This is a genomic window from Bradyrhizobium sp. LB13.1, assembly GCF_054056815.1.
Genome location: NZ_JBSRYQ010000001.1, coordinates 5,746,967 through 5,768,790, shown reverse-complemented (window position 1 = coordinate 5,768,790; position 21,824 = coordinate 5,746,967). Strand labels below are relative to the sequence as shown.

The 21,824-nt window shown below is 59.8% G+C and carries 18 protein-coding genes and 1 pseudogene; 8 read left to right on the top strand and 11 right to left on the bottom strand.

Translation table 11 applies throughout. The annotated features are described in order from the left end of the window. Positions 1-108: 108 nt before the first annotated feature. From ACVWYI_RS28100 to ACVWYI_RS28080, 5 genes are all read right to left on the bottom strand, one after another. Positions 109-600 (bottom strand): VOC family protein, encoded by a 492-nt coding sequence (locus ACVWYI_RS28100; RefSeq protein WP_354052763.1) that lies wholly within the window; start codon positions 598-600, stop codon positions 109-111. Further along, positions 581-2,341, bottom strand: a complete 1,761-nt coding sequence (locus ACVWYI_RS28095) for an MOSC and FAD-binding oxidoreductase domain-containing protein (RefSeq protein ID WP_354052765.1) — start codon at positions 2,339-2,341, stop codon at positions 581-583. Before ACVWYI_RS28095 ends, ACVWYI_RS28100 begins: the two co-directional genes overlap by 20 nt. 41 nt (positions 2,342-2,382) lie before the next feature. Then, the gene (locus tag ACVWYI_RS28090; RefSeq protein WP_456663725.1) at positions 2,383-3,177 is read right to left on the bottom strand and encodes a DUF427 domain-containing protein; all 795 of its coding nucleotides are present in this window, start codon (positions 3,175-3,177) and stop codon (positions 2,383-2,385) included. A gap of 79 nt (positions 3,178-3,256) precedes the next feature. Next, the gene (locus ACVWYI_RS28085; protein WP_354052768.1) at positions 3,257-4,150 is read right to left on the bottom strand and encodes an alpha/beta fold hydrolase; all 894 of its coding nucleotides are present in this window, start codon (positions 4,148-4,150) and stop codon (positions 3,257-3,259) included. Next, positions 4,137-4,703: a TMEM175 family protein gene (locus ACVWYI_RS28080; RefSeq protein ID WP_354052770.1), complete on the bottom strand. Its 567-nt coding sequence runs from the start codon at positions 4,701-4,703 to the stop codon at positions 4,137-4,139. The genes ACVWYI_RS28085 and ACVWYI_RS28080 overlap by 14 nt, the downstream gene beginning before the upstream one ends. Before the next feature lie 232 nt (positions 4,704-4,935). Between ACVWYI_RS28080 and ACVWYI_RS28075 the strand changes: the two genes are divergently transcribed. From ACVWYI_RS28075 to ACVWYI_RS28060, 4 genes and pseudogenes are all read left to right on the top strand, one after another. Continuing rightward, entirely contained in the window at positions 4,936-6,915 is a 1,980-nt protein-coding gene (locus ACVWYI_RS28075; RefSeq protein WP_456664582.1) for a BTAD domain-containing putative transcriptional regulator, read from the top strand. Between the two features lie 169 nt (positions 6,916-7,084). Further along, positions 7,085-7,585: a DUF417 family protein gene (locus tag ACVWYI_RS28070; RefSeq protein WP_354052772.1), complete on the top strand. Its 501-nt coding sequence runs from the start codon at positions 7,085-7,087 to the stop codon at positions 7,583-7,585. A 362-nt stretch (positions 7,586-7,947) separates the two neighbouring features. Further along, entirely contained in the window at positions 7,948-8,196 is a 249-nt protein-coding gene (locus ACVWYI_RS28065) for a helix-turn-helix domain-containing protein (protein WP_456663724.1), read from the top strand. Positions 8,197-8,380: 184 nt separating this feature from the next. Further along, positions 8,381-8,584: pseudogene (locus ACVWYI_RS28060) on the top strand (DUF4396 domain-containing protein); the annotation flags it as partial. Between the two features lie 757 nt (positions 8,585-9,341). On the opposite strand, the gene ACVWYI_RS28055 reads toward ACVWYI_RS28060, so the two are convergent. After that, positions 9,342-10,397 carry an AI-2E family transporter gene (locus ACVWYI_RS28055; protein ID WP_354052776.1) on the bottom strand — a complete coding sequence of 352 codons (1,056 nt, stop codon included), beginning with the start codon at positions 10,395-10,397 and terminating at the stop codon, positions 9,342-9,344. Between the two features lie 300 nt (positions 10,398-10,697). Here ACVWYI_RS28055 and ACVWYI_RS28050 point away from each other — a divergent pair, with 300 nt between their 5' ends. Further along, complete coding sequence (locus ACVWYI_RS28050; RefSeq protein ID WP_354052778.1) at positions 10,698-11,876, top strand: FAD-binding domain; 1,179 nt, start codon at positions 10,698-10,700, stop codon at positions 11,874-11,876. Positions 11,877-12,034: 158 nt separating this feature from the next. Continuing rightward, positions 12,035-13,852, top strand: coding sequence for a chloride channel protein (locus ACVWYI_RS28045; RefSeq protein ID WP_354052779.1), 1,818 nt, complete (start codon positions 12,035-12,037; stop codon positions 13,850-13,852). Between the two features lie 35 nt (positions 13,853-13,887). Here ACVWYI_RS28045 and ACVWYI_RS28040 read toward each other — a convergent pair whose 3' ends face one another. From ACVWYI_RS28040 to ACVWYI_RS28030, 3 genes are all read right to left on the bottom strand, one after another. Beyond that, the gene (locus tag ACVWYI_RS28040) at positions 13,888-15,138 is read right to left on the bottom strand and encodes a cation:proton antiporter (protein WP_354052781.1); all 1,251 of its coding nucleotides are present in this window, start codon (positions 15,136-15,138) and stop codon (positions 13,888-13,890) included. 222 nt (positions 15,139-15,360) lie between these two features. Beyond that, on the bottom strand, positions 15,361-15,546 hold the full coding sequence (locus ACVWYI_RS28035; protein ID WP_354052783.1) for a hypothetical protein: 186 nt from the start codon (positions 15,544-15,546) through the stop codon (positions 15,361-15,363). A gap of 504 nt (positions 15,547-16,050) precedes the next feature. Beyond that, positions 16,051-17,250 (bottom strand): IS256 family transposase, encoded by a 1,200-nt coding sequence (locus ACVWYI_RS28030; RefSeq protein ID WP_354052785.1) that lies wholly within the window; start codon positions 17,248-17,250, stop codon positions 16,051-16,053. Between the two features lie 24 nt (positions 17,251-17,274). Here ACVWYI_RS28030 and ACVWYI_RS28025 point away from each other — a divergent pair, with 24 nt between their 5' ends. Next, a complete protein-coding gene (locus ACVWYI_RS28025; protein WP_456663723.1) occupies positions 17,275-17,475 on the top strand; it encodes a hypothetical protein in 201 nt (66 codons plus the stop codon). Between the two features lie 381 nt (positions 17,476-17,856). Here ACVWYI_RS28025 and ACVWYI_RS28020 read toward each other — a convergent pair whose 3' ends face one another. Next, positions 17,857-18,531 carry a response regulator transcription factor gene (locus tag ACVWYI_RS28020; RefSeq protein ID WP_354052789.1) on the bottom strand — a complete coding sequence of 225 codons (675 nt, stop codon included), beginning with the start codon at positions 18,529-18,531 and terminating at the stop codon, positions 17,857-17,859. After that, a complete protein-coding gene (locus tag ACVWYI_RS28015) occupies positions 18,503-20,596 on the bottom strand; it encodes a sensor histidine kinase (RefSeq protein WP_354052791.1) in 2,094 nt (697 codons plus the stop codon). Before ACVWYI_RS28015 ends, ACVWYI_RS28020 begins: the two co-directional genes overlap by 29 nt. A 293-nt stretch (positions 20,597-20,889) precedes the next feature. Between ACVWYI_RS28015 and ACVWYI_RS28010 the strand changes: the two genes are divergently transcribed. Next, positions 20,890-21,531: a Crp/Fnr family transcriptional regulator gene (locus tag ACVWYI_RS28010; protein ID WP_354052794.1), complete on the top strand. Its 642-nt coding sequence runs from the start codon at positions 20,890-20,892 to the stop codon at positions 21,529-21,531. Positions 21,532-21,824: the final 293 nt, after the last annotated feature.

Here is a 21,824-nt window from a genome sequence, read left to right as displayed (position 1 = left end):
GAAGTCATATTGGATCTTGAGACCCAGAACCGAGCGCTGTCCGGAGTAAGTCATCCTTGCATAAGCTTCGCGGCGGGACGCGGGAAAGGCCAGTGCTTCAAGGGTCAATTATGAGCTGCGGTAACCGCGTTCCTGGAGCAGCCAATGATTGCCGTCCGGGTCGAAGAATTCGCAGAAGCTCGCGTAATCCTTCCGAGCCGCATCGAGTCCGGGCGCGAAACTGCCGTCCCATGCATCAATTGGAGTCTTATGTCTGATCTCCCCAACGGCGACGCCCCGCTCGCTCAGTAGGTTGCGTGCGACCTCGACATCGTTCACGACGAGATAGATGTTCTGCACGGATCCGGCAGGAGCGGCAGTGGTTCCTTTGCCGATCTGGATCGAACAGCCGGAGCCCGGAGGTGTGAGCTGCACCACGCGGAACAGGTCATTCGGCGCATAATCAACGTCCAGAGTGAAGCCGACCTGGTTAACGTAGAACCGAAGCGCACGATCGACATCGCTCACCGGCAGTACGACTACCTCGACCGAGAATTTGATTGCTGTGTTGGTTGCCTTCATTGCGTTTGCATCCATCGTTTCAAAGATCGATGACGACATCGTCGGTCGGCTGCGAGCAACAGATCAGCACGTTGCCTTCTGGCGGCATGTCGAGGGGCTGCGGTTCATAGGCGGCCGCGCCTGATATCAGGCCACTTTCGCAGTTGTGGCAAATGCCGGTCCGGCACGACCAGCGCACCGGTACGTCGCATGCCTCGGCGAGTTCTAGGATGTTTTGATAGGTCGAAGCGTTCCAGTGCGCGGCAACGCCGCTGCGTGCGAACGAGACCAGCGGACCGGTTGCGGCATCGTCGGCTGGCGGATGTGGTGCGCGCGGCGTGGTGCCCACGATGCCAGGATTGAGCGCCTCGCCACCGTTGAAAATCTCGAGATGCTGCCGTTCCGGCGCCACGCCATAAGCTGCGAGCCCCGCCTTCATGTCGGTCATGAAACGATTGGGCCCGCAGATATAGACGTCCGCGTCGCGCGGCATACCGATTGCATCGAACGTCGATCGTGACAGGTGGCCGGGCTCATCGAAATTCTCGCCAATCTTGTCATATGCACCCGGCCTGCTGTAACAGACATGGAGGCGGCCGTGCGAGAGCGCGCCCATCAGGAGGCGGACCTCGGCGGCAAAGGGATGATGCCGCCCGTCGCGCGCCGCATGCAGCCACAGGATTTGTCGCGGCGAACGCGCCGCAGCCAGCGCAGATAGCATCGCAAGCACCGGCGTTGCGCCGATCCCGGCGCTGAGCAGCACCACGGGTCGTTCGCCTGATTGCAGGATGAAGCTTCCGCGCGGCGAACTGACCTCGATAAGATCATAGACTCGGACATGGTCGCGGAGATAGGCGCCGGCGGCCCCGTCCGGCTCAATCTTGATGCTGATGCGACATTGTTCGCTCGACGGAGGGCCAGACAGCGAGTAGCTGCGCAGCAGCGGCGGACGGTCTCCCCCAGGCCGCAGCCGCAGAACGACATACTGACCGGGCAGAGCCGGAAGCAGCTTCTTGCCGTCCGGATCGCGCATCGTCAACGAGAGCACATCCGCGGATTCCTGTTCGATCGCGGTGATCGCGAGCGGGCGAAATCCAGACGCAGCAGGGTGGGCGGCGGATGCAGGCGCGAGCCCCGCATTGCCGCTTGCGTTGGCGGCCTGCCCGTTGAGAAGAGCTCCGAATGACGAGCGCCATCCCAGCGAGAGCGCTCCGATTCTCAAAGCCCGCTCGAGGCGCTCGCGCGGATGTTCGGACGAGTAGAGGAGCGCGTTGATCTCGGCGACGGTCATGCGCTCGTCCGCCTCTCCGACCCTGACGATCACATCGCCGGCGCCGACCTCGCCCTCCGCGAGGACGCGGAAGTAGAAGCCCGGCCGCCCGCTCGACGTCAGCAGGGCCGGCATGCGCGGCTCGCCGAGCCGGACGCCCACGCGATAACATGTCACGCGCGGCTGCGTTACCTCGAACAATGAGCTGCCGATGCGGTAGCGGTCACCGATGCACACGGCATCATCCGGCAAGCCTTCGACGGTGAAATTTTCTCCGAATTGGCCGTGGACGAAGTCGGAGCGCTGCAGCTTATCCTGCCAATGGCGATAGGACTCGATCTGGTAGACGAACACGGCGCGCATCTCGCCCCCATGGCCGTCGAGGTCGCCCTGGCCGTCGCCGGCGAGATTAAGACGACCGACCTTGCAGCGACCGGGCACCGGGTCCTTCCAGATGCCGGTATGCACCGTGCGGCCCTTCCACGCGATGTCGCGCGGCAGTCCGACATTCACCGAAAGCAGTCGCGCCATGCCCAGCTCCGCTTCAGATGGTTTGGCTTGGCCAGCCGGGTTCACGCGCGGGCGAACTCTTCGACATCGAGGTTGCGGTCGGGACCGTGCGGTACCACCGATTGCCCGGGCTCGAGACGAAGCTGAACGCCGTCCAACTGGACTGTGACGACGTCAGGCTCGAACGAGACCATGTTGGAGATACGGCGCACTTCGGGGTACGGGTCGGGATACGACCACGCCGCCTGCCGCGCCTCGCCGACGGAGAAGTAGCTGCACAGTCCCTTGTATGGACAGAAGGTCTGCAGCTTCACCGGCGCAAGCGCCGCTTCGTCGATGTCTTCGCGCGGAACGTACCAGCGCGGCGCGAAACCCGACTCATAGAGCACAAGCGGCCGCCTGGTGTCGGCGACCAGGCGGTCTCCGTAGCGAACCACAAGATTGCGCGAAGCCTGGCGAATGTCGATGCGGTGGTAAGGATCGGCGGCGTGACCGACGATCCGCTCGTCCTCCTCGTAGAACGCATCCATCGCGCGCCATGCGAAGGCAATGCGCCCCCGCAGATCGCTGGCGTGGGCCGGAAGATCGGTGTGCTGCCACGCCCCGCGGGCCGCTACGTGCTCGTCGTCGGCGCGGACGCTATACCAGGAGGTAGTTCCGAGATCGGCATGCCTGGTGACCTGCTCGGCGCGCTCGAGAACGCCAGGCGGTATATCGTTCTCGGGAAAGTACGCGACCGGATAACGAGCCGGCTCGAACAGCAGAACAACGTTTTCGCTGTCAGCGACCCAAGTTCCGCCAAAACGCACCCGCATCCGGCGGCGCAAGCGCTCGACGTAAAGCAGTCGCTTCGGCAAGGGCTCCGGCACGATGAAGCGGCCGACAGCGCCGGTTGATAGCGGACCTTGTTGCCAGGATAATCCCATGAGGTTTCTCCTAATGCTCGAGGCGGTGAGGGATCTTTTGCCGTCCCCCAGGATCACCCAAGAATTCGTTGATGGCCTGGGCGATTTCGGCGCAGTGCGTTTCCAGCGCGAAGTGGCCGGTATCGAAGAACCGAACCGTTGCCCCCGGAATGTCTCGCTTGAATGCTTCGGCGCCTGCCGCAAGGAAGAACGGATCGTTCTTGCCCCATACCGCCAGGAATGGCGGTTTATGTGTACGGAAATATCGTTGGAATGAGGGGTAAAGTGCAATATTGGTCTTATAATCGCCGAGAAGGTCGAGCTGAATTCCGTCTGCTCCGGGACGTGCCAAGTAAAAATTGTCGAGATTCTGGCCGTCCGGCGACACGATCGAGGGATCGGGAACGCCTTTGGTGTATTGCCAAGCGGTCGTTTCGGGCGTGAGAAAGGCGCGCAGCGCTTCCCGATTCGCTTGCGAGGCGTTCTCCCAGTACGCCCTGATCGGAGCCCACCCGTCACTGAGGCCCTCTTCGTAGGCATTTCCGTTTTGGGAGACGATCGCCGTGATGCGTTCTGGGCGCCGGACCGCCATCCGAAAGCCGGTCGGCGCACCGTAATCGAAGACGTAGAGAGCGAAGCGATCGTACTCCACGATCTCCGTAAAGCGCTCGATTACTCGAGCGATGTTCTCGAACGTGTAGAGAAACTTCTCCCGCACCGGCATCTCGGATTGACCGAAGCCGGGAAGGTCCGGCGCGATCACGTCAAATCTTTCGGCAAGGAGCGGAAGCAGGCCGCGGAACATATGGCTTGCGGTCGGAAAGCCGTGCAAGAGTAGCAGCTTCGGGGCGCCGGCATTTCGCGCTTCGCGATAGAAGATGGTAATGCCGCTAACTTCGACTGTCTTGTATCTAACCGGAGTCATCAGACGCTCCTATTATCCGCGCTGGACTGAGGTAAACGAACAGGCAAAGGCAGATCAGCGCCATGCCGACGATCGGATAGCGAAGCGCTACGATTCCTGCGGCGGCGAACACCGCCAGCGTCGCAAGCGAGCGCATGCGCATCATCGATCGGACTTTCCGCTCTACTTTGTGAGGTGCAGATCGGTCGACGGCCTCAAGGCACAGCAGCAGATACGTCGCGTTGACCAAGAAGAAATCACCAGCATAGAAAGCTACGGCGGCGGCGCTCAGTCGAGTGGTCGCGACCCATGCAGTGGCGAATGGGATCAACGAGACGGCGAACAGATGCGCAAAGTTTCCCCATATCAAACGTTGCGTCGCAGCATCGGGAAACCTCAAAAGGTGATGGTGGTTTACCCAAACGATCGCGATGAACAGGTAGCTGATAATGTAGCTGATCGCGGTCGGCCAAAGTTCCAAGAGCGCTCCTAAGCTGGCCTTCCTCGGAGGATGGAGCTCCAGCACCAGAACCGTGATGATCACGGCGAATACGCCGTCGGAGAAGGCGTTCATTCTCTCAGGAGAGGCTATCCCTCTATTCACCATTGCCACGCGTCCTGGGCGCCTTGGTCAAGGCGGATCCGCGACTTGTCCGAGCACCGGCCAACGGCTGACGAGACATGTAATTGATCACGTTGAACTTCCATGGCACGGCTGCGATGTGTTAGTGCACGGTAGCCAGAAGATGTCCTACTCCCCGCTGTAAGCGGTCCTCGTTGGAGCGAGCGTTGGAGCGACCGTGGAAATGGCGCATCAGTCGACGGATCGAGTGCAGTTGCTGGGACCGCTCCAGGTCATCCGCGACGATGTCCCCTTGGATCAGCCGCCCTCGCGTAAAGTCCGGGCTCTTCTTGCGTATCTGGCAATGTCGCCGCGCCCGGTCACCCGCGAGAAGCTGTGCGAGTTGTTTTGGGATGTCGCGGACGACCCGCGGGGTGAGTTGCGCTGGTGTCTTTCCAAGCTGCGCCCCCTCATGGACAGGCCGACGGAGAGGCGGATCGTCGCCGACCGCAAGCAGGTTTGGATCGACGCAGGTTCGCTCGATGTCGATGCCCAGTCCGTCACACTAAGGATGCAGAAGGCCTTGGCGACGGCGTCGCCCGGAGAGCTTCGGTCGCTGTTGGCGTTGTTCAAGGGAGAGTTCCTCGAAGGTCTCTCGGTCGACGGCGCTCCTTCGATCGAAAACTGGCTTGCTGGCCAGCGGCACCGTTTCCGTCAGATGCGCCAGCAGCTTCTCGAACGTCTCACTTCGGTCCTGCCGCCAGAGAGCGACGAACGCATCGAATTCTTGCGAGAATGCATCGAATTGGCGCCGTTCGACGAAGCGGCTCACCTCGAACTTGTTCGCGCGCTGCTCCATCGCGGTCTTCATACGGAAGCTCAGCACCAGATCGAGTTGTCCTTGGCGCGTTTTCGCGCTGAAGCCATCGATCCAGGATCGCTCGAGACCGCTTTCGCGGCAGCGCGGCGGAGCTGCTCGAGGCCTACCGTCGCAAGCTTGATTGAAAACGCGCGTTTCGACGTTCCCCCGAAGCCGCCAACGAGGAACGTGGGAAAATCCACTCTGCTTTTGCTGCCTTTCACGGCGGCGCCGGAAGGCATCGCGGACGCCGACAGCATCACCTGCGACATCATCTTCGGTTTAGCGAAATTGCGAAGCTTCAGCGTTATTGCCCGGGGGACGGCCTTTTCGTTGCGCAGCTTGCCTCCAGGAACGGCAGCCGCCCTGGTGAATGCGCAATACGTGGCGACCGGCCATTTGCGACGGGACGGGAAAAGCTACGTTGTTTCGGTGGAGTTGATCGACCCCACAAGCGATCGCATTTTCTGGGTCGACGAGTTCAGGTGCGATGCCGGCGATTCCTACGCCGTGCCTCCTTTGCTCGCGGCGCGCATCATAACGGGCCTCGATGCAGAGATCCATATTATCGAACGAAACCGTGCGCTGCTCACACCGCCAGCTTCGCTCGATGCGTGGCAGGCGTACCATCGAGGACTTACCAGCATGTCTCGCTTCACAAGCGATGGTAACCTCGAGGCCCAGCACTTCTTCAGCATGGCGATCGCCCGCGATCCGATGTTTTCGCGAAGCTACGCGGGACTGTCGTTCACGCATTTTCACAACGCTTTCCATCTGAATGTGCTGGAATCGAAACGCGAGATAGCTTTGGCATGGGAGACTGCCGAGCAGGCGCTCTTGGCGGATCCTAACGACCCGGCGGCGCATTGCGCGGTCGGTCACGCAAAATGGCTGGCGTATGCCCACGTGGGAGCCGTCGACAGCCTCAATCGATCGATCGATTTGAGTCCCAACTACGCGTTCGCTCACTACTCTCTCGCATTCGTGCAATGCCAGACGGGTCCCCCTGAGAGCGCGATAGGTGCCGCCGATATCGCGGCCCGCCTCAGCCCGTTCGATCCCATGATGTTTGGAACTTTTAGGGTGCGGACGTTCGCGTTGCTCCGTCTCGGCAAAGTGCAAGAGGCCGGCGAATGCGCCCAGCTTGTCGGGCTGAATGCCGGAGATCATGTTCATGCGCACGCTGTTTCGGCGTTGACGCTTGCGGCGGCCGGACGGCTGGACGAAGCTCGAGCAGAGCGTCGACGAATCAGCGAGCTAAGGCCGGACTATTCCTTTGGGCAATTCAAAGAGGTCCTTCACATGCTCGACGATCTAACGAAGATCTACAAAAAAGCCGCAAGGTTGCTGGAAATACCTGAGTAAGCCGAAAGTCTGCGATGGAGCGAAATCTGGGAGCCTCGGCAGCAAATGTTTACTTGGTGTTCGTGCAACTGAACGGTGCACGGGATCGTGAACCGAAAGGTTCGCAGCGTCCGTAACGATTGAACCCACGCCCACGTACAGCCAGCATCGACCACAAAGGAGCGGCAAGATGCGAGAGCTGAAGAAAACCTTCAATATTGCAGAAACCGGAGCAGGCTCCTATCGACTTTTGGCGATTCTGCGGTGGGTCATGGTCGTGATTTTCGTATCCTTCGGCATGCAGAAGTTCACCTTGCAGTCGGCTCAGGGCATAGAGCAGTTCATAAGCCATAGTCCGTTCGTTTCCTGGCTATCGCTGTTCGGTTTCAGGGGGGAAGCTTATTTCCTTGGCGTGACGGAATTCATCATCGCAATCTTGCTGGCTGTCGGCGCATTCAGTCCTTTGATGTCGGCATTGGGGTCCCTCATGGGAGTCATTACTTTCATGGTGACCTGGTCGTTCTTCTTCACGACTCCCGGCGTCGTCAAATGGAGCATTTCGACGGACCCGATGGCCTGGAATCTGGCCGGCGAGTTCTTATTCAAGGATATCGTGCTGCTGTGCGTCTGCGTAGTGCTGCTCATGGCATCGCTGCCTGAGACGATCACCCGGCTACGCACCTATCCCTGATCGTGCGCTTCGACCCGAGGGGGCTGATCTTGACACGGCGGAGAGCGGCAAGCTCGATCAGTACGCCGACGCGATCGTCTCCATGATCGAGGCGGACCCGGCGCGCAGCACGCTCGCACTCGACCTGGAGTTCATGAACCGCGGGGGCATAAAGGTCGCCTACACGCGGTTCTCGCAATCCATCACGGAACTGGGTTTCGTGCGCGACGCCCAGACGAAGCTGCTGGCTCAGATCGATCGGAGCGCTTCCAATATTCTCCCTCGAGAAAACGCAAGGCAAGGTCTACGATCGCGCGCAATTCGAGGCCGTCTTGCAACGGCAGCCGCCAGCTCCGGTCGAGTCCGTAACCGAACCTCGTCGCATGCACCGCGTCCCGCAGAAGGACAAGCTGTTGGCGGTCGAAGCCATGAAAAGCGGTCTGACGCCGCACCATGTCGGCAAGCGCATGTGCGTGTATCATTCGACGGTCGCGAAATGGTTCAAGGAATTCGAAAAGACCGGCCAGGTCGCTCCGGCCGGAAAGCTCGATCCCTACGCGGAGCGAATCAGCGCAATGATCGCGGAGGACCCGTCGCGCGCAGCACGAACTCGCTGCATACCGAATTCATAAAACGCGAGCAGGTGAAGGTCGCATATACCCGGTTCTCGAAGTTCATCTCGGAACTGGGGTTTGTCCGAGATTCCACGACTAAACTCATGGAAAGAGAGTCGTCGCATTCGACAGCTGCCGATCGTGCCGCTACCAAGTCACGTTCAACCGGAACTGACCTTTGAAGTTGTAGACGGGATAGTCCTCGCTCACTGCGTGGCAAATCGGTATGTACGGTTTCATGGCAATCGCGCAGTTCGCGATTTTTAGGAATGTCCTCGGGGTGAGGCTCGAGCCGTCAATGCCAGAGTTTTGGTTCATGATGCAGATCGCGATGGTCGCGGGATTTTTCACGAGCTATCCAGTGAATTGGTGGCTGATAGAGCTCGGCGTGAAAGAACGCATGTAGGCGGGTCGAACCCATTCCAAGAACTATTCCGCGACTGCAGCTTCCCCGGCACGATCCTGCTGAACGCGCCGGGCACTTTGCTGCAAGCGCGGCGCGTCACCACCGATGGTGCGCACGGATCACGCCATGATGATGCCGGTAGGGCCGTGGCGCCCAGCCGTAGCTATGACGCCAGGGATGCGCACGCCGGACCGTATATCCCCACGGCCTCGGCGCGGACCAGCCGTAGCTATAGCGCCAGGGGCGCGGGCCCCAGGCGTATGGTTGCGGTCCCCAGCCATAGCTACTTCCGTAAGGTGTATAGGTGTATGCTGGATAGTACCCACCGTAGCGCGCATATGGGTATCTGTACCCATAGTACGGCGGATATTCCCCATAGTACGGGGCAGCAATGGCAGAGCCGATCAGCGCTCCTGCCAGTAGTCCTGCGCCGATCCCCCAGCCCCCGCGCCAGCGAACCTGCGTGAGATTATCCTGAACCGCCGAGATGTGCACCGTCGGGCCCGCGGCCGCAGACAGCGCTGTCAGAGGTGCAGCCTGAGTACTGCTGACAGGAGAAATTGCGATCAGGCCGGTGAGAGAAAGTGCAAGTGTGAGTCTCCGCATCTGTGGCTCCTGTGATTTCAGAACGCGGTCTCAACTTGAGCCTGCAATGTTGGTTTCTCGCGTCAAGAGTTCGGGACACTATGTCGCGCCGAGTGCCGGACCAGACTTGCGCGTGTACGACACCGTACCAACGGCATAGCCGCCGCACCGTTTAGCGATGTGTTTCTGGGGAGGACTGTTTACTCTCGCGCTCCAAGAACCCTTCAACATAGATCATCCGGACAGCAACGAGCAGGACCGCGATCAAAGGCGTTGCAACGATTAGCCCGATCAATCCGAAAAGAGTCCCGAGCACGGTTTGGGAAAGTATCGTAAGTGCCGGCGGTAGCGAAATCGTCCTTTTCTGGATCCATGGTGCGATTACATTTCCCTCCAATAGCTGGATCGACAAAAACAAGAGAGCGACCCAAGCGGCTAGAATAGGAGACTGAGACAAGGCCACAAGGATCGCCGGCACGGCGCCGGCAAGCGCCCCGATGTAAGGCACGAAGTTCAGCAAACCCGCCAGCAGGGCCAGTGAAAGTGCCAAGGGCGAACCGATCGACAGAAGGCCCAATCCGAGGAACAGCCCCACGATCAGCATGTCGATGAATTGTCCAAGAAACCAGAGCCTGAGCGTAGCACCGAGCTCCCTGGCAACTTCCCGGCCACGAGGCCGCCATGTCATTGGAAGCAGACGAAGCGAGCCTTCGAGATACAGTTGAGGCGATGCGGCGAGGAATATTGCTGTCGCCCCCGTGACGACAAGAGTGCCACTGATGCCGAGAACGGAGCCAACGACGCCTGGGACGTAGCCAGTCAGGCCAGCGCGCAGAGACTTTCCGGCGATCAGCAACTGTTGGGCCAAGATCGAGCCCCACGAGCTATGTTCCAGTTCGCCCCATATCCGCTCCAGTTGGATTCTCAGTTGCTGACTGATTTCGTCGGCCTGGTTGAAAATTGCGCTGCCGCGCCACCACAGTAGCGCACCGAGTGCCAGTCCAGTCACGAGGATGACGGAGAGTAACGAGGTGTATGGACCGAGGCGCGTTGCCCGCTGGACGGCGTTGCTTGCACCCCGCAAAACGCAAGCGATGACGACGGCGCTGAACGAGAGTAATAAAATATCGCGAAGCAACCATACCGAGACGGCGAGAAATAGGCCCATCGCGCTTACTCGGAGGGTGCGCTCTATATGCCGGATATGAACAGTCAACTTGTCTTCCAATTCGTCTCCTTTGTCGAAACGGTCCGGAACTTCAGGTTGGTGATGTCCGCCGGCGCAGATGGGACAACTCGGAACATGAACGGAACGATCGCACCGCGACCGAGAGCCAGCGACCCGCGCGTTCAGACGGAACTGTCCTTCGGTACTTTGCTCAGCTTGAAGGTAATACTCCGTCGCGGCCTTAAATGTCCTAGCTACCAGAGCGAAATTTGTCGCACGACAAATAGGGGAGCAGTGTCGGAGCACCAGAGCGACCTGGGGCGCTGCGCTAACATTGTGGTTCGTCTCTGAGGCGAGGACATGAAGAATGTTCTAATCTCCGGCATTGGAATTGCTGGGCCCACACTTGCCTACTGGCTGAGGGCAGCAGGCTTCGAGCCTACGCTTGTCGAGCACGCTCCAGCTCTGCGTGGAGGAGGCTATGTCATCGACTTCTGGGGGCTTGGCTACACCATCGCCGAACGGATGGGATTGCTCCCGGAGATCAATCGCGACGGCTACCACGTTCAGGAATTGCGGATTGTAGACGAGGCCGGCCATCGACTAGCCGGCTTCGGCACGCGCGTTTTCGCGGAATTGACGAACGGACGATACGCCACCGTTCAACGCAGCCACCTCTCGCGCCTGCTGTTCGAACGATCTAACGGCTGCGCTGAAAGCATTTTCGGCGACGAGATCATTCTCGTCGAAGAAAAAGCAGATTGCGTCGAAGTCCAGCTGAAGCACGGCGGCAGGCGCAGGTGCGATCTTCTCATTGGTGCGGACGGCCTGCATTCGGCCGTTCGCAAGCTGGTCTTTGGACCCCAGGCACGGTTCGAGCGGCATCTAGGGTATGTCGTGGCGGCGTTCGAAGCTCGCGGCTATCGGCCGCGCAACGAGGATGTGTATCTGATCTACGGCCAACCGGGCCGCATGGTCGGCCGCTTCACGCTGCGTGACAATCGTACGTTGTTCCTCCTGGTATTTGCGGCGGATAGCGCGATTTTGCCTGAAACGCCGGGCTCGCAGAAGGCGCTCCTCCGAAAGGTCTATGGCGGCGATGGCTGGGAGTGCGAACATATGCTTACTGAACTGGAGCGCACCGGCGAACTCTACTTCGACGCTGTCAGTCAGATCAGGATGCCGAACTGGTCAAGAGGTCGTGTGGCACTCATCGGCGATGCCGCCTGTTGCGTCTCGCTGCTGGCCGGTCAGGGGTCGGCGCTGGCAATGACTTCAGCTTATGTGCTGGCCGGCGAACTCGCCGCGGCCGACGGACGATATCCGGAGGCGTTTGCCAGATATGAGGCGTTGCTCAGGAGCTATATAGACCGAAAACAGCGGGGCGCCGAGCGCTTTGCTGGGGCGCTGGCGCCGCGGACACGCTCAGGAATGCTCTTCCGCAACCTCGTGATCAGAAGCTTTTCGATACCAGGGTTGGCCAGGCTCGCAATCGGGCGAGACATTGCCGACGAGCTAGAGCTTCCTGATTACCGGTGACCCGCACACCATGAATTGATGCGCGCCCGATGAGAGCGTCCGCTAGTGGGGTGGACGCTGCGGTGCGGATTGGCCTCTAGTCTCGCTTGGCCTCTCGGCAGGAACCGCTTTCCGGAGCCAGGAGTTCATATCGTGATGTTTTACGCTCTTGTGACAAAATGCCCTCAGTCCTGACTTACGGCCCAAGAAAATCCCTGATCGGCAGCGGCGTTAATCCGTTTGCTGAAGAGCGGAGAGTCAGCCTTCTCGTACTTTGCGCGCTTGCCTTGGCAATTGGCGTCATGACCGGGCTTGGCGCCGTCGCCTTCCGCGCTCTGATCGGCCTGGTGCATAATTTGTTCTATAAGGGCACGCTAAGCGTCGTTTATAACGCGAACATCAGTGAGGGGCCCAGCCCGTTTGGTGACTTTATTCTACTTGCACCTGTGATCGGCGGCCTCGTCGTCGTCTTCCTCGTCAGGCGCTTCGCTCCTGAGGCAAAGGGTCATGGCGTGCCCGAAGTCATGGACTCGATCTTCTACAAGCGCGGCAAAATTCGCGGCACAGTGGCCTTGATAAAGGCGCTCGCTTCCGCAGTATCGATCGGAAGCGGCGCCGCCGTGGGACGAGAGGGCCCTATTATCCAGATAGGCTCGGCGCTCGGCTCAGCCTTTGCTCAATTCATCGGACTCTCGACCCGACAAAGGATCACGCTGCTGTCAGCGGGCGCCGGCGCCGGTATTGCCGCAACCTTCAATACTCCGCTGGGCGGCGTGCTGTTTGCTCTGGAAATTCTTCTGCCGGAAGTCTCGAATCGAACATTCCTTCCTGTCGTCGTGGCCACGGGGGCTGCGACCACGATTGGGCGCATCCTGATCGGCCCGGACCCGGCATTTACGGTTCCGGACATTCAATTCAGCATGGTTGCATCGTTCAATATCCAGGAGGCCATTGCATTCATCCTGCTCGGCGTGTTGTCGGGCGCGGCAGCTTGGGCGTTCATCCGTCTGCTCGTCTTCATGGAAGACGGCTTTCCAAAGCTGTCTGGCAACGAGTATGTTCAAAACATCATTGGCATGTCGTCAATCGGCCTGATGATGGTGGCCCTCACCCATGCCTATGGTCACTCCTACATCGATGGTGTGGGCTACTCTGTCATTCAGGAGATACTGAACCACAAGATGGTAGCGGCCGGGCTATTGGCGCTGCTGTTTGTGCTGAAACTGGTTGCGACCACGGTTAGTCTCGGCTGCGGAGCGTCGGGCGGGATCTTCTCGCCCTCGCTTTACCTTGGCGCCACTCTGGGCGCCGCTTTTGCCGCTGCAAGCAATTCCTTTCTGCCTCATTCAGGGCTGACGCCATCTTCGGCCGCGATCGTCGGAATGGCGGCCATCGTCGGCGCAGGGACGGGCGGCGTCATGACGGCGATCGTCATGGTCTTCGAAATGACGCGCGATTACGCAATCATCGTTCCGGTGATCGTTGCGGTGGCGCTGGCGGCAGGCGTCAGGCGCGCACTTGTCAATGAGACGATCTACACCGTCAAGCTGCGCCACCGTGGGCACCGCATTCCGAAGGAACGGCATATCAACCTCTACCTGGTGAAGCAGGCCCAAGACATCATGGAAAGGCGCTTTATTATCGCGAGGGTGGGGACAACCCTAAAACAGGCTATGGCTGCGGAAGATATCAACGATGCGCTTGCGATCGTTGTCGAGCGAGAAGGCCGGATTGTTGGGCTCATTCCGCCGCGTTCCGGATTATGGGCGGAATCGCAATCGAATCCGACGCTCGTGGTCGAGCACTTCGTCGAGCGACGAATGGTCGTTTGCCGCGATCAGGATCTTTTGAGCTTGGTGTTCGCCAGGTTGAAGCGCCATCGGGCCGGCGCTGCAATCGCTGTCCGCACTGCTTCACGCCCGCGCGTGAACGATGTCGTCGGCGTCGTCACCAAACGTGTGATCGCAGATGCGGTTATCGACAGCTATGAGGATTGACCGAGCGGAGCCAGGTCGGCTCGAGGAGAGCTGACCTATTGACCTACAGTACGTCTTGCAACCCAGCCCAGAGTCGAGCTTTGGATGATGATGCTGAACAGGACGACCGCATAGGTTGAGGCGAGTATGGCGGCCTTGGCCGAGTTATCCGGCAGCGACAAGGCTAGGGCAACTGAAATGCCGCCACGCACGCCTGCCCAGGTCAGGAAAGGTGCGTTGCGCAACGAGAGCAGCCGTGTCCATCCGAACAGAAACGGCTGTACTGCAACCGAGGCAAACCGCGCCAAGAGGACGATTGGCACAGTTGCCGCCGCCAGAACGAGACTGCGGAGATCAAATCGCAGTATCAAGGTCTCGAGCCCGATAAGCAGAAAAAGAACAGAGTTAAGAATTTCGTCGATAAGTGTCCAGAGCGCGAAAAGATACCCCTTTGTCCGCTCGCTCATCGCATATCGCGGTCCTCGGTCGCCGATGAGAAGACCTGCGGCGACCATGGAAAGCGGCCCGCTAACGTGCAAATGAAGCGCGAGAGCATAGGTCGCAGTGACGAGCGCGAGGGAGATCAGCACCTCGATTGCATAATCGTCAATGAGCCGCATCGCGCGATACGCGATATAGCCGCTCAATAAGCCGAGCACGATCCCGCCACCAGCTTCGCGAACCAGTAACTGCGCGACATCGGCAATCGAAACATGCGCACCATCGCCCGAGCTCGCGAAACGAAGCAGAATCGTGAACAGGACAATTCCGACGCCGTCGTTGAACAACGCTTCGCCTTCGGCCTCGATCTGTAGCTCTTTCGGCACATTCGTGTTGCGAAGTGTGGTGAGAACGGCCACTGGATCCGTCGGGCTTATCAAGGCTCCGAAGACGAACGCCCAGGCGAGCGGCACAGGTAAGTTCATAAGGCCGCAGATCAGCCAAAAGATTAGACCGACGAGCGCCGTAGAGATCAGCGTGCCGAACACGGCCAGAAGAAGCACCGGAAATGCGCGGCTCCTGAGTGTCTCCAGATCCACGTGCAGGGCGCCAGCGAACAGAAGAAATGCAAGCATCCCATTCACTACGACTTCGGCAAAGTCGATCTGCCGGAGCCCACTGGCAAGCTGGTCGAGCAGCTGAATGTTGGGAATTGCCGCATCCAAGCCGATCAGGAGCAATGACGTCAGGACGCTCATCACGAGAAGTCCTACGCTGCGGGACAGTGGCAGAAATTTGTGATTGAGCCAGCCGAAGACGGCTGACAGCGTAAGCAGAACGGCGGCAATATCCATCAGCGAAAGCACGGCAAGTTCCGTTGTTCTGGTGAGTGCGTTTGCTCCGCCCGCTATAGGCCGCTGCTTAATCTATCGAGGCAGTCAGATTCAAAATAGCGACTTCTGGGATGGCAACAACCAAAAAGCGGCCTCCGCCCATTCTTGCGACCCATGCAAGCGAAGCCAGGTGCTTCTGAACTCCCAGTTACCTCTCTCTGCGGGATTTGCCGCTCTTCGAGCTTTGAAGAGGATCTATTGCTTGTCAGCTTTGTACTGATGCTCCTGCGGCCAAAGATCGCGACAACAATTATCGACGCCGTCGTTCACTCCGCGTTCATTGAACAGACGTGAAAGTGCGAAGCGGGGCATACGCAAGGAAAAAATATGAAGAAATTCGCCTATGGTCTCGCCGCCGCTGCTTTGCTTGCGGGCACTCATTTCGCGGTTCCCGCCAGTGCGATGACGGCGCCTCCGGTCGGCGCAGGGGCAACATCCGAGACGGTGCAGGTCCGCTATTACAATCATCATCGGAGGGTTTGCACGGTGCGGACCATAGTCAAGCGCGGTTATCATGGCCGGCGTATCGTCAAGCACGTGCGTGTCTGCCGATAGTTGCGAACCCGAGGGTCGCTGTCCAGGCGGCCCTCGCCTTCGATACGAGAACCCTTGATCCTAAGGCGAGGGGGTTGCGTACGGTCAGTCTACGCGTCCAGAGGGAGGCACCGCGCTTACATCGGCCGCTGACGAGTAAGAACTCGGGAAAAGCGACGAGCTGCGACTTCCGCGCCGCGACACCGATAGCCATGAGCAACGTGCCGAGGACGATGGGCGCAAGGAGTGTATTCATGATCAGACAAAGTTCCTGCCGAAAATTCGATCGTGTCCCGTGGCGTGGTGTAGCTGGCGGTGGATCACCGCGTTCGCCGGCGAGAGCCGGGCTGGTCAGCTGGCGATAGCCGTGAGGCTGACACTCGGATCATCGCTCAACGGCGCGATTGTTTCCAGTGTCATGTAACGGGCGCGCTGGACGGCCCATTCATCGTTCTGTTCGAGCAGGATCGCGCCGATGAGGCGAACGATGGCATCCTCGTTGGGGAAGATGCCGACCACCTCGGTGCGCCGCTTGATCTCGCCGTTGAGGCGCTCGATCGGGTTGGTGGAGTGCAGCTTGGTCCGGTGCTGCAGCGGGAACGTCATATAGGCCAGCACGTCGGTCTCGGCCTCGTCCAGGAAGCCGGCAAGCTTCGGCAGTTTTGGCCGGAGCTGGTCGGCGACCTTGCGCCACTGGGTTCGCGCGGCCTCGGCATCGTCCTGGGCAAATGCTGTGGCAATGAAGGCGGAGACCACCCGCCGGCCGCTCTTGCCGGCATGCGCCAGCGCGTTGCGCATGAAGTGGACGCGGCAGCGTTGCCAGCTGGCGTTGAGCACCTTGGCTACGGTGGCCTTGATGCCCTCGTGGGCGTCGGACACCACCAGCTTGACACCGCGCAGGCCGCGGCGGGCGAGCTTGCGCAGGAAGGCCGTCCAGAACGTCTCGGCCTCGGAGGGGCCAATATCCATGCCCAGAACCTCGCGCCGGCCGTCGCTGTTGACGCCGACCGCGACAATCACCGCGACTGAGACGATGCGGCCATTCTGGCGCACCTTCACGTAGGTGGCGTCGATCCACAGATACGGCCAGTCGCCCTCGATCGGACGGGCGAGGAACGCCTTCACTTTGTCGTCGATCTCGCCGCACAGCCGGCTGACCTGGCTCTTGGAGATCCCGGTCATGTCCATGGCCTGCACCAGATCGTCCACCGAGCGGGTCGATACGCCCTGCACGTAGGCTTCCTGCACCACGGCCGTGAGCGCCTTCTCGGCTATCCGCCGTGGCTCGAGGAAGCCCGGGAAGTAGGAGCCCTTGCGCAGCTTGGGGATACGCAGCTCGACCGCACCGGCACGAGTCTCCCAGATCCGGTCGCGGTAGCCGTTGCGCTGGGCCAGACGCCCGGGAGTCTTCTCGCCATAGGCCGCCCCGGTCTGGCTTTCGACTTCCAGCTCCATCAGACGCTGGGCGGCAAAGCCGATCATCTCGCGCAGCAGATCGGCGTCTGGGGTCTTCTCTACAAGCGTGCGCAGGTTCAACATGTCGTCGGTCATCGGTGGTTCCTCGGTTGCGTTGGCGTGTCGCAACCCGATCCTACCGGAGAACTGCCGGTGACCACCGCAAAGCCGCCCGCCCGCTACGGCGCTATGGGAGGCGCGCGTCCGGACGGCTTTGCTCTACCGAGCTACACCACCACCGGGGACACGACCGAAAATTCCGGCCTGATGAGAGTCCGCGCTTCGACGATTCTGATCAATGTCTGGTGCTTAACGCGCTGATTGCCGTTCAAGCAATTGCATACGCCGAGAACAGAAGGCAGGTGAGGTATACACACGCGAGGCCAATTTCCGCGGTTCTCGCCATGCGGGCATCAACCCGCGAGTTTGTCCTGGCTGCGAGCCTCGGCAATTTCTCATATTGCGCAAAAAGCTGGCGACCGGCACGTCCGCGGAAAAGTACATTTCGCATGTCTGCCTCCAAACAAGTTGATCCGTTCCAGGTGCGAAGTGCAGGTTCGGGAAGAAATCGGGTTCCGGCTGTCTCATCCGCTACACGGAGGATAGTTCACGGCGCCTCATCGGACAGTCAGGAGATGAGCGTGGCTTGTCGGGATATCCCTGACGTCCGCACGCCGTGCGGCCGCCTGGCTCAATTCCGGGTCAGACTTGATCGGTACTCTTTGCCGGATGGCCCAACCAGCCAAGGGCCACGCCGTGGCGCACTATGTCGGCACGCGTGAACAGTCCGAGCTTTTCCACTGCTCTGGCCTTGTAGGTTTCGACGGTCTTGATGCTGATGTTTAGCTGATTGGCGATTTCCTTGTTGCTGAAGCCTTGTGCGATGAGTCTGAGAACCTCACTCTCGCGCGGTGTCAGCTCGCTGGCTGCGGAAGCGCCGGAAGACGGATGTGCGCCCCGCGTGGATGGAAGTGCCTTCTCCGCTATTGCGGGATCCAGATACAATCCACCTCCGGCAATCGCGCGAACTGCGCGCTCGAGCTCGTCGGCCGCAGAGCGCTTCAGAAGATAGCCGCGAGCTCCCGCCTGCAGCATGGGCTGAACGTAGGCGTGGTCCTCGTGCACGGTAAGCGCCAGCAGACGAACCTGAGGCAGCTGTGTCGCTAGGGTGCGAGCGACTTCAAGGCCACTGACGCCGGGGAGTGAGATGTCCAGGATGGCAATGTCTGGCGTCGCCTGGCGAATGATATCAAGGGCGGTTTGTCCATCCGTTGCTTCCCCGACGATCTCGATGTCCTGCACGTCCTGGAGCAACGCTTTCATTCCGGCCAGAACAAGCGGATGATCGTCAGTCAACGTGATCCGGATCGGGCACATAGCCGATCTCCTTTGTTGGCACCGGTATTCTCATGAAGAGAGAAGTGCCGTGGGCGGGTTCAGATTCAATCGCCAAAGATCCGCCCAGCAGCGTGAGGCGTTCCTCGATTACGGACAGGCCCAATTTTGCGTGGCGGCTCTCGCCCTGCGAGAATTCCTGAACGTCGAAGCCGTTCCCGTCGTCTTCGACGACGATCCTCAGCTCCGCTGTGCGCCGGTCGATTACCACGCTGACATTTCGAGCTCGCGCGTGTTTGACCACGTTGTTTACGGCCTCCTGAACTGCGCGGTAGACCGCGATTTCGACGTCCTGGCCGAGACGATCTTTTCTGCCCAGAGGCTGAAGATCAACGCTGATCCCGAACCGGCGCTGGATCTCCGCACAGAATGCCTCCAGCGCCTTGTAAAGGCCCAGGTCATCAAGGGCAGTCGGGCGCAGATCAGAGGCGATTTGATGGATATCGCGACCGATCCCTCTTGCGAGTCCTTGCAGCCAATTGAGCTTCTCCAATCCGAGCTTGCGTCTGGGGCTCGTGCCGAGAAACGGCTCCAGGCTTTTCAGGCCGAGGAGGAGACCTGTTACTGTCTGGCCGATCTGATCGTGGAGCTCTCTTGCGATTCGACGACGTTCGTTTTCTTCCGCCTCCGAAAGACGTCGAAGCAGTTGCTGTCGTTCCAGCTCGGCTCGCTTGGTCTCATCGATATCCAGAATGACCCCATATACAACGTCCAAGTTCTTGTCATCGAGCCGAGATAGCCGTCCGCTGGCCCGCAGCCACCGGCTGTGAGGGGGAGCGATCCGGAAATCGGCGATCGCGACGTTTCCCGAACGGCAACTCAGCAAGGATGCCTCAAAGTTCTGCTGGTCGGCGGGGTCAATGCTGCTCAGCATCCGATCAATCGGTAGGCTCATATCCCCTTCGGAGCGCGAACCTTCGATCTGGAGCATCTCTCGTGCGCGGGGCGATACAACCGCCTCTCTGGTCGCAAAGTCACAGCTGAATACGCCGAGATCTGCGGCATCGATCGTCAGCCTGCGTCGCTCTTCACTTGCGCTGAGTGCCATTGCCGCCTGCGCCTCTTGCTCGCGTCGGCGCAGCGAAATGTCGCGTATCGTGTACCAGGCTAAAGTGAGGGCAAGGACGAAGCTCAGGACTCCACCCCCGGCAAGAAAAATGGCTGAGCGCTGGACCGGACCGTTGAGTTCCTGCGTCGGTATTCCAAAATGGACTGACCATCCGCTGGTTCCGGGGATGAGCTTATAGATTGAGTCGACTTGGTCGCCGGCAGGTGTTGTTTTGATGTAGCTTCCTTCTGGCGCAGAGGCGATCGCTTGGCGGACTGTGACGCTGGCAGATTGTCCGAGCTCGGATTGCTCACCGAAGGTGCGGGCGACGATGTTGCCCTTGGCATCGACTACGAACCCAACCCAGCCTGCCGGGGCTCCTGCGCTCTTCAAAATCTGGCTTATTGCATCGGGCACCAAAGCCACGGTGAGTACAAACTTTAATTGTCCATCGCGCTCAACGGGGGCCCTGACGGCAACCACGCGTTTGCCGGTGACAGGACCGCGTGGCCCTATTCCGCCAATCGCCGGCTTTCTCGTCTTCAGGATCCGTTCGAAATTCTCGCGGTCGGCGGTGGCGCGCATCCCATCTCCTAGCGGGCGGCTAACGTCCAGCACCTGATTTCCGTCGGGATCGACTAGCTGTATCGTTTGCCAAAGAGGACGCGCTTCGTTGACGCGCGTCGCTTCTCGATAAAATGCATCGAGATCCGGCTTATCGAGCGTGGCGGAAGCCGCGACAGTCTCGGCGATCTCGAGCTGGAGGCTGATCTCCGAGGCAAGCCGGTTTACGACGCTATCGAGGGTTTCCACCGCGGCCGCCTGAGAATCCTTGCGCTGCTGCTGGGCATTCAGGAAAACGACCCAACCCGCAAAAAGCGCCAGAGGCATCGCTGCTGCTATGAAGACGAGGATCAGGGGGCGACGCGCTGCGCGCCGGGCAGCCGAAGCAGGCGCCTCCTTGCGGGTAGGTATCAAATGAGACAGCGCAACACCCACGTCTCGGCACTTTCTCGAGGCTTCTGGTTCACGTCAGGTTTTTCCTGACAGCGCTAACGGTCGCCCTGACTCCCAGCACTGTTCGATCCATCCCATAGTATAGACAATCATTGTTGCGGTCTAGAATTGGGCTTGCCATGGAACACTCATCATCGTCGCCGCTGTTGATCGAGAGCGAGTTCAAGCTGAAGCGGCCTCCCTCTGACGAACCCTTCTGCGGTCCCAGCCGGAACGAACTCGTCTCACGGCTATCGGCCTCATCGCGGAGTCGCTTGCTCGAAAGATGCGAGACAGTGCCCCTGAGCAAGGGGCAAGTTCTCTACGATCGTGGTACTCTTCTTCGCTACGCTTTCTTCATCGAGTCGGGCGGATGTTCCGTCACGACACGTGCGGGCGACTGCCTCCCCGTAGAGATCCATACGCTCGGGATGAAGGATTTTGTCGGTGTGCCGCTGGTCCTCGGCATGCAGGTGTCGCCGCACCGCTGCAGCGTACGAGTGCCGGGTCAAGCGTTACGCATCCAGTCCGAGCAGCTGATCTTTCTGATCAAGCGAGAGGTCGAACTTGAAAAGCTGCTTTTGGGCTATGTGCAGGCGATCCTGATCCATAGTTCGCAATTATCCGCCTGCAACTCGAGGCACACGCTGCACCAGCGCCTTGCGCGGTGGCTGCTGGTCGCCAGCGACCGGCTCGGGTCTCGCGAGGTGCCTTTCACGCACAGTTACATAGCGAATGCTCTCGCGGTCAGGCGCGCCGGAGTTACGGTCGCGCTCGGGGATATGGTGCGCGAAGGAGTGATCAGATGTCGCAGGGCAGGGATAGTAGTCACGGATGTAACCAGACTGAAGGCAATGTCGTGCGATTGCCAAAGCATCATTCTCTCGGCGCACGACCGCTCTTATACGGTGCCGCCCCTTCGCATTGCGTATTCGTAAACAGTAGTCCCGGCGACGGTCGAGCTCAATGTACGGCAGCGAACAGTGTTCAGACGTCATTGGAGCGCGTTGGCGAACGTAGAGTCGAAAAATGACATCTCAAGAGGGCAAGATTCGAGCCGATACCGAGGTCCTGGTGGCGGCGTTGGAGGAGGCCCAACGACTTCTTGCCGCCCGCGAGAACCCTTACTGCAATCGTACCAGAGACGACATTGTCGCCATGGTCGAGTTCATCATATGCAACCCATCCGTCACACGAGCAATGCTTCGGCAAAAGATGCGCAGCCGCCTCA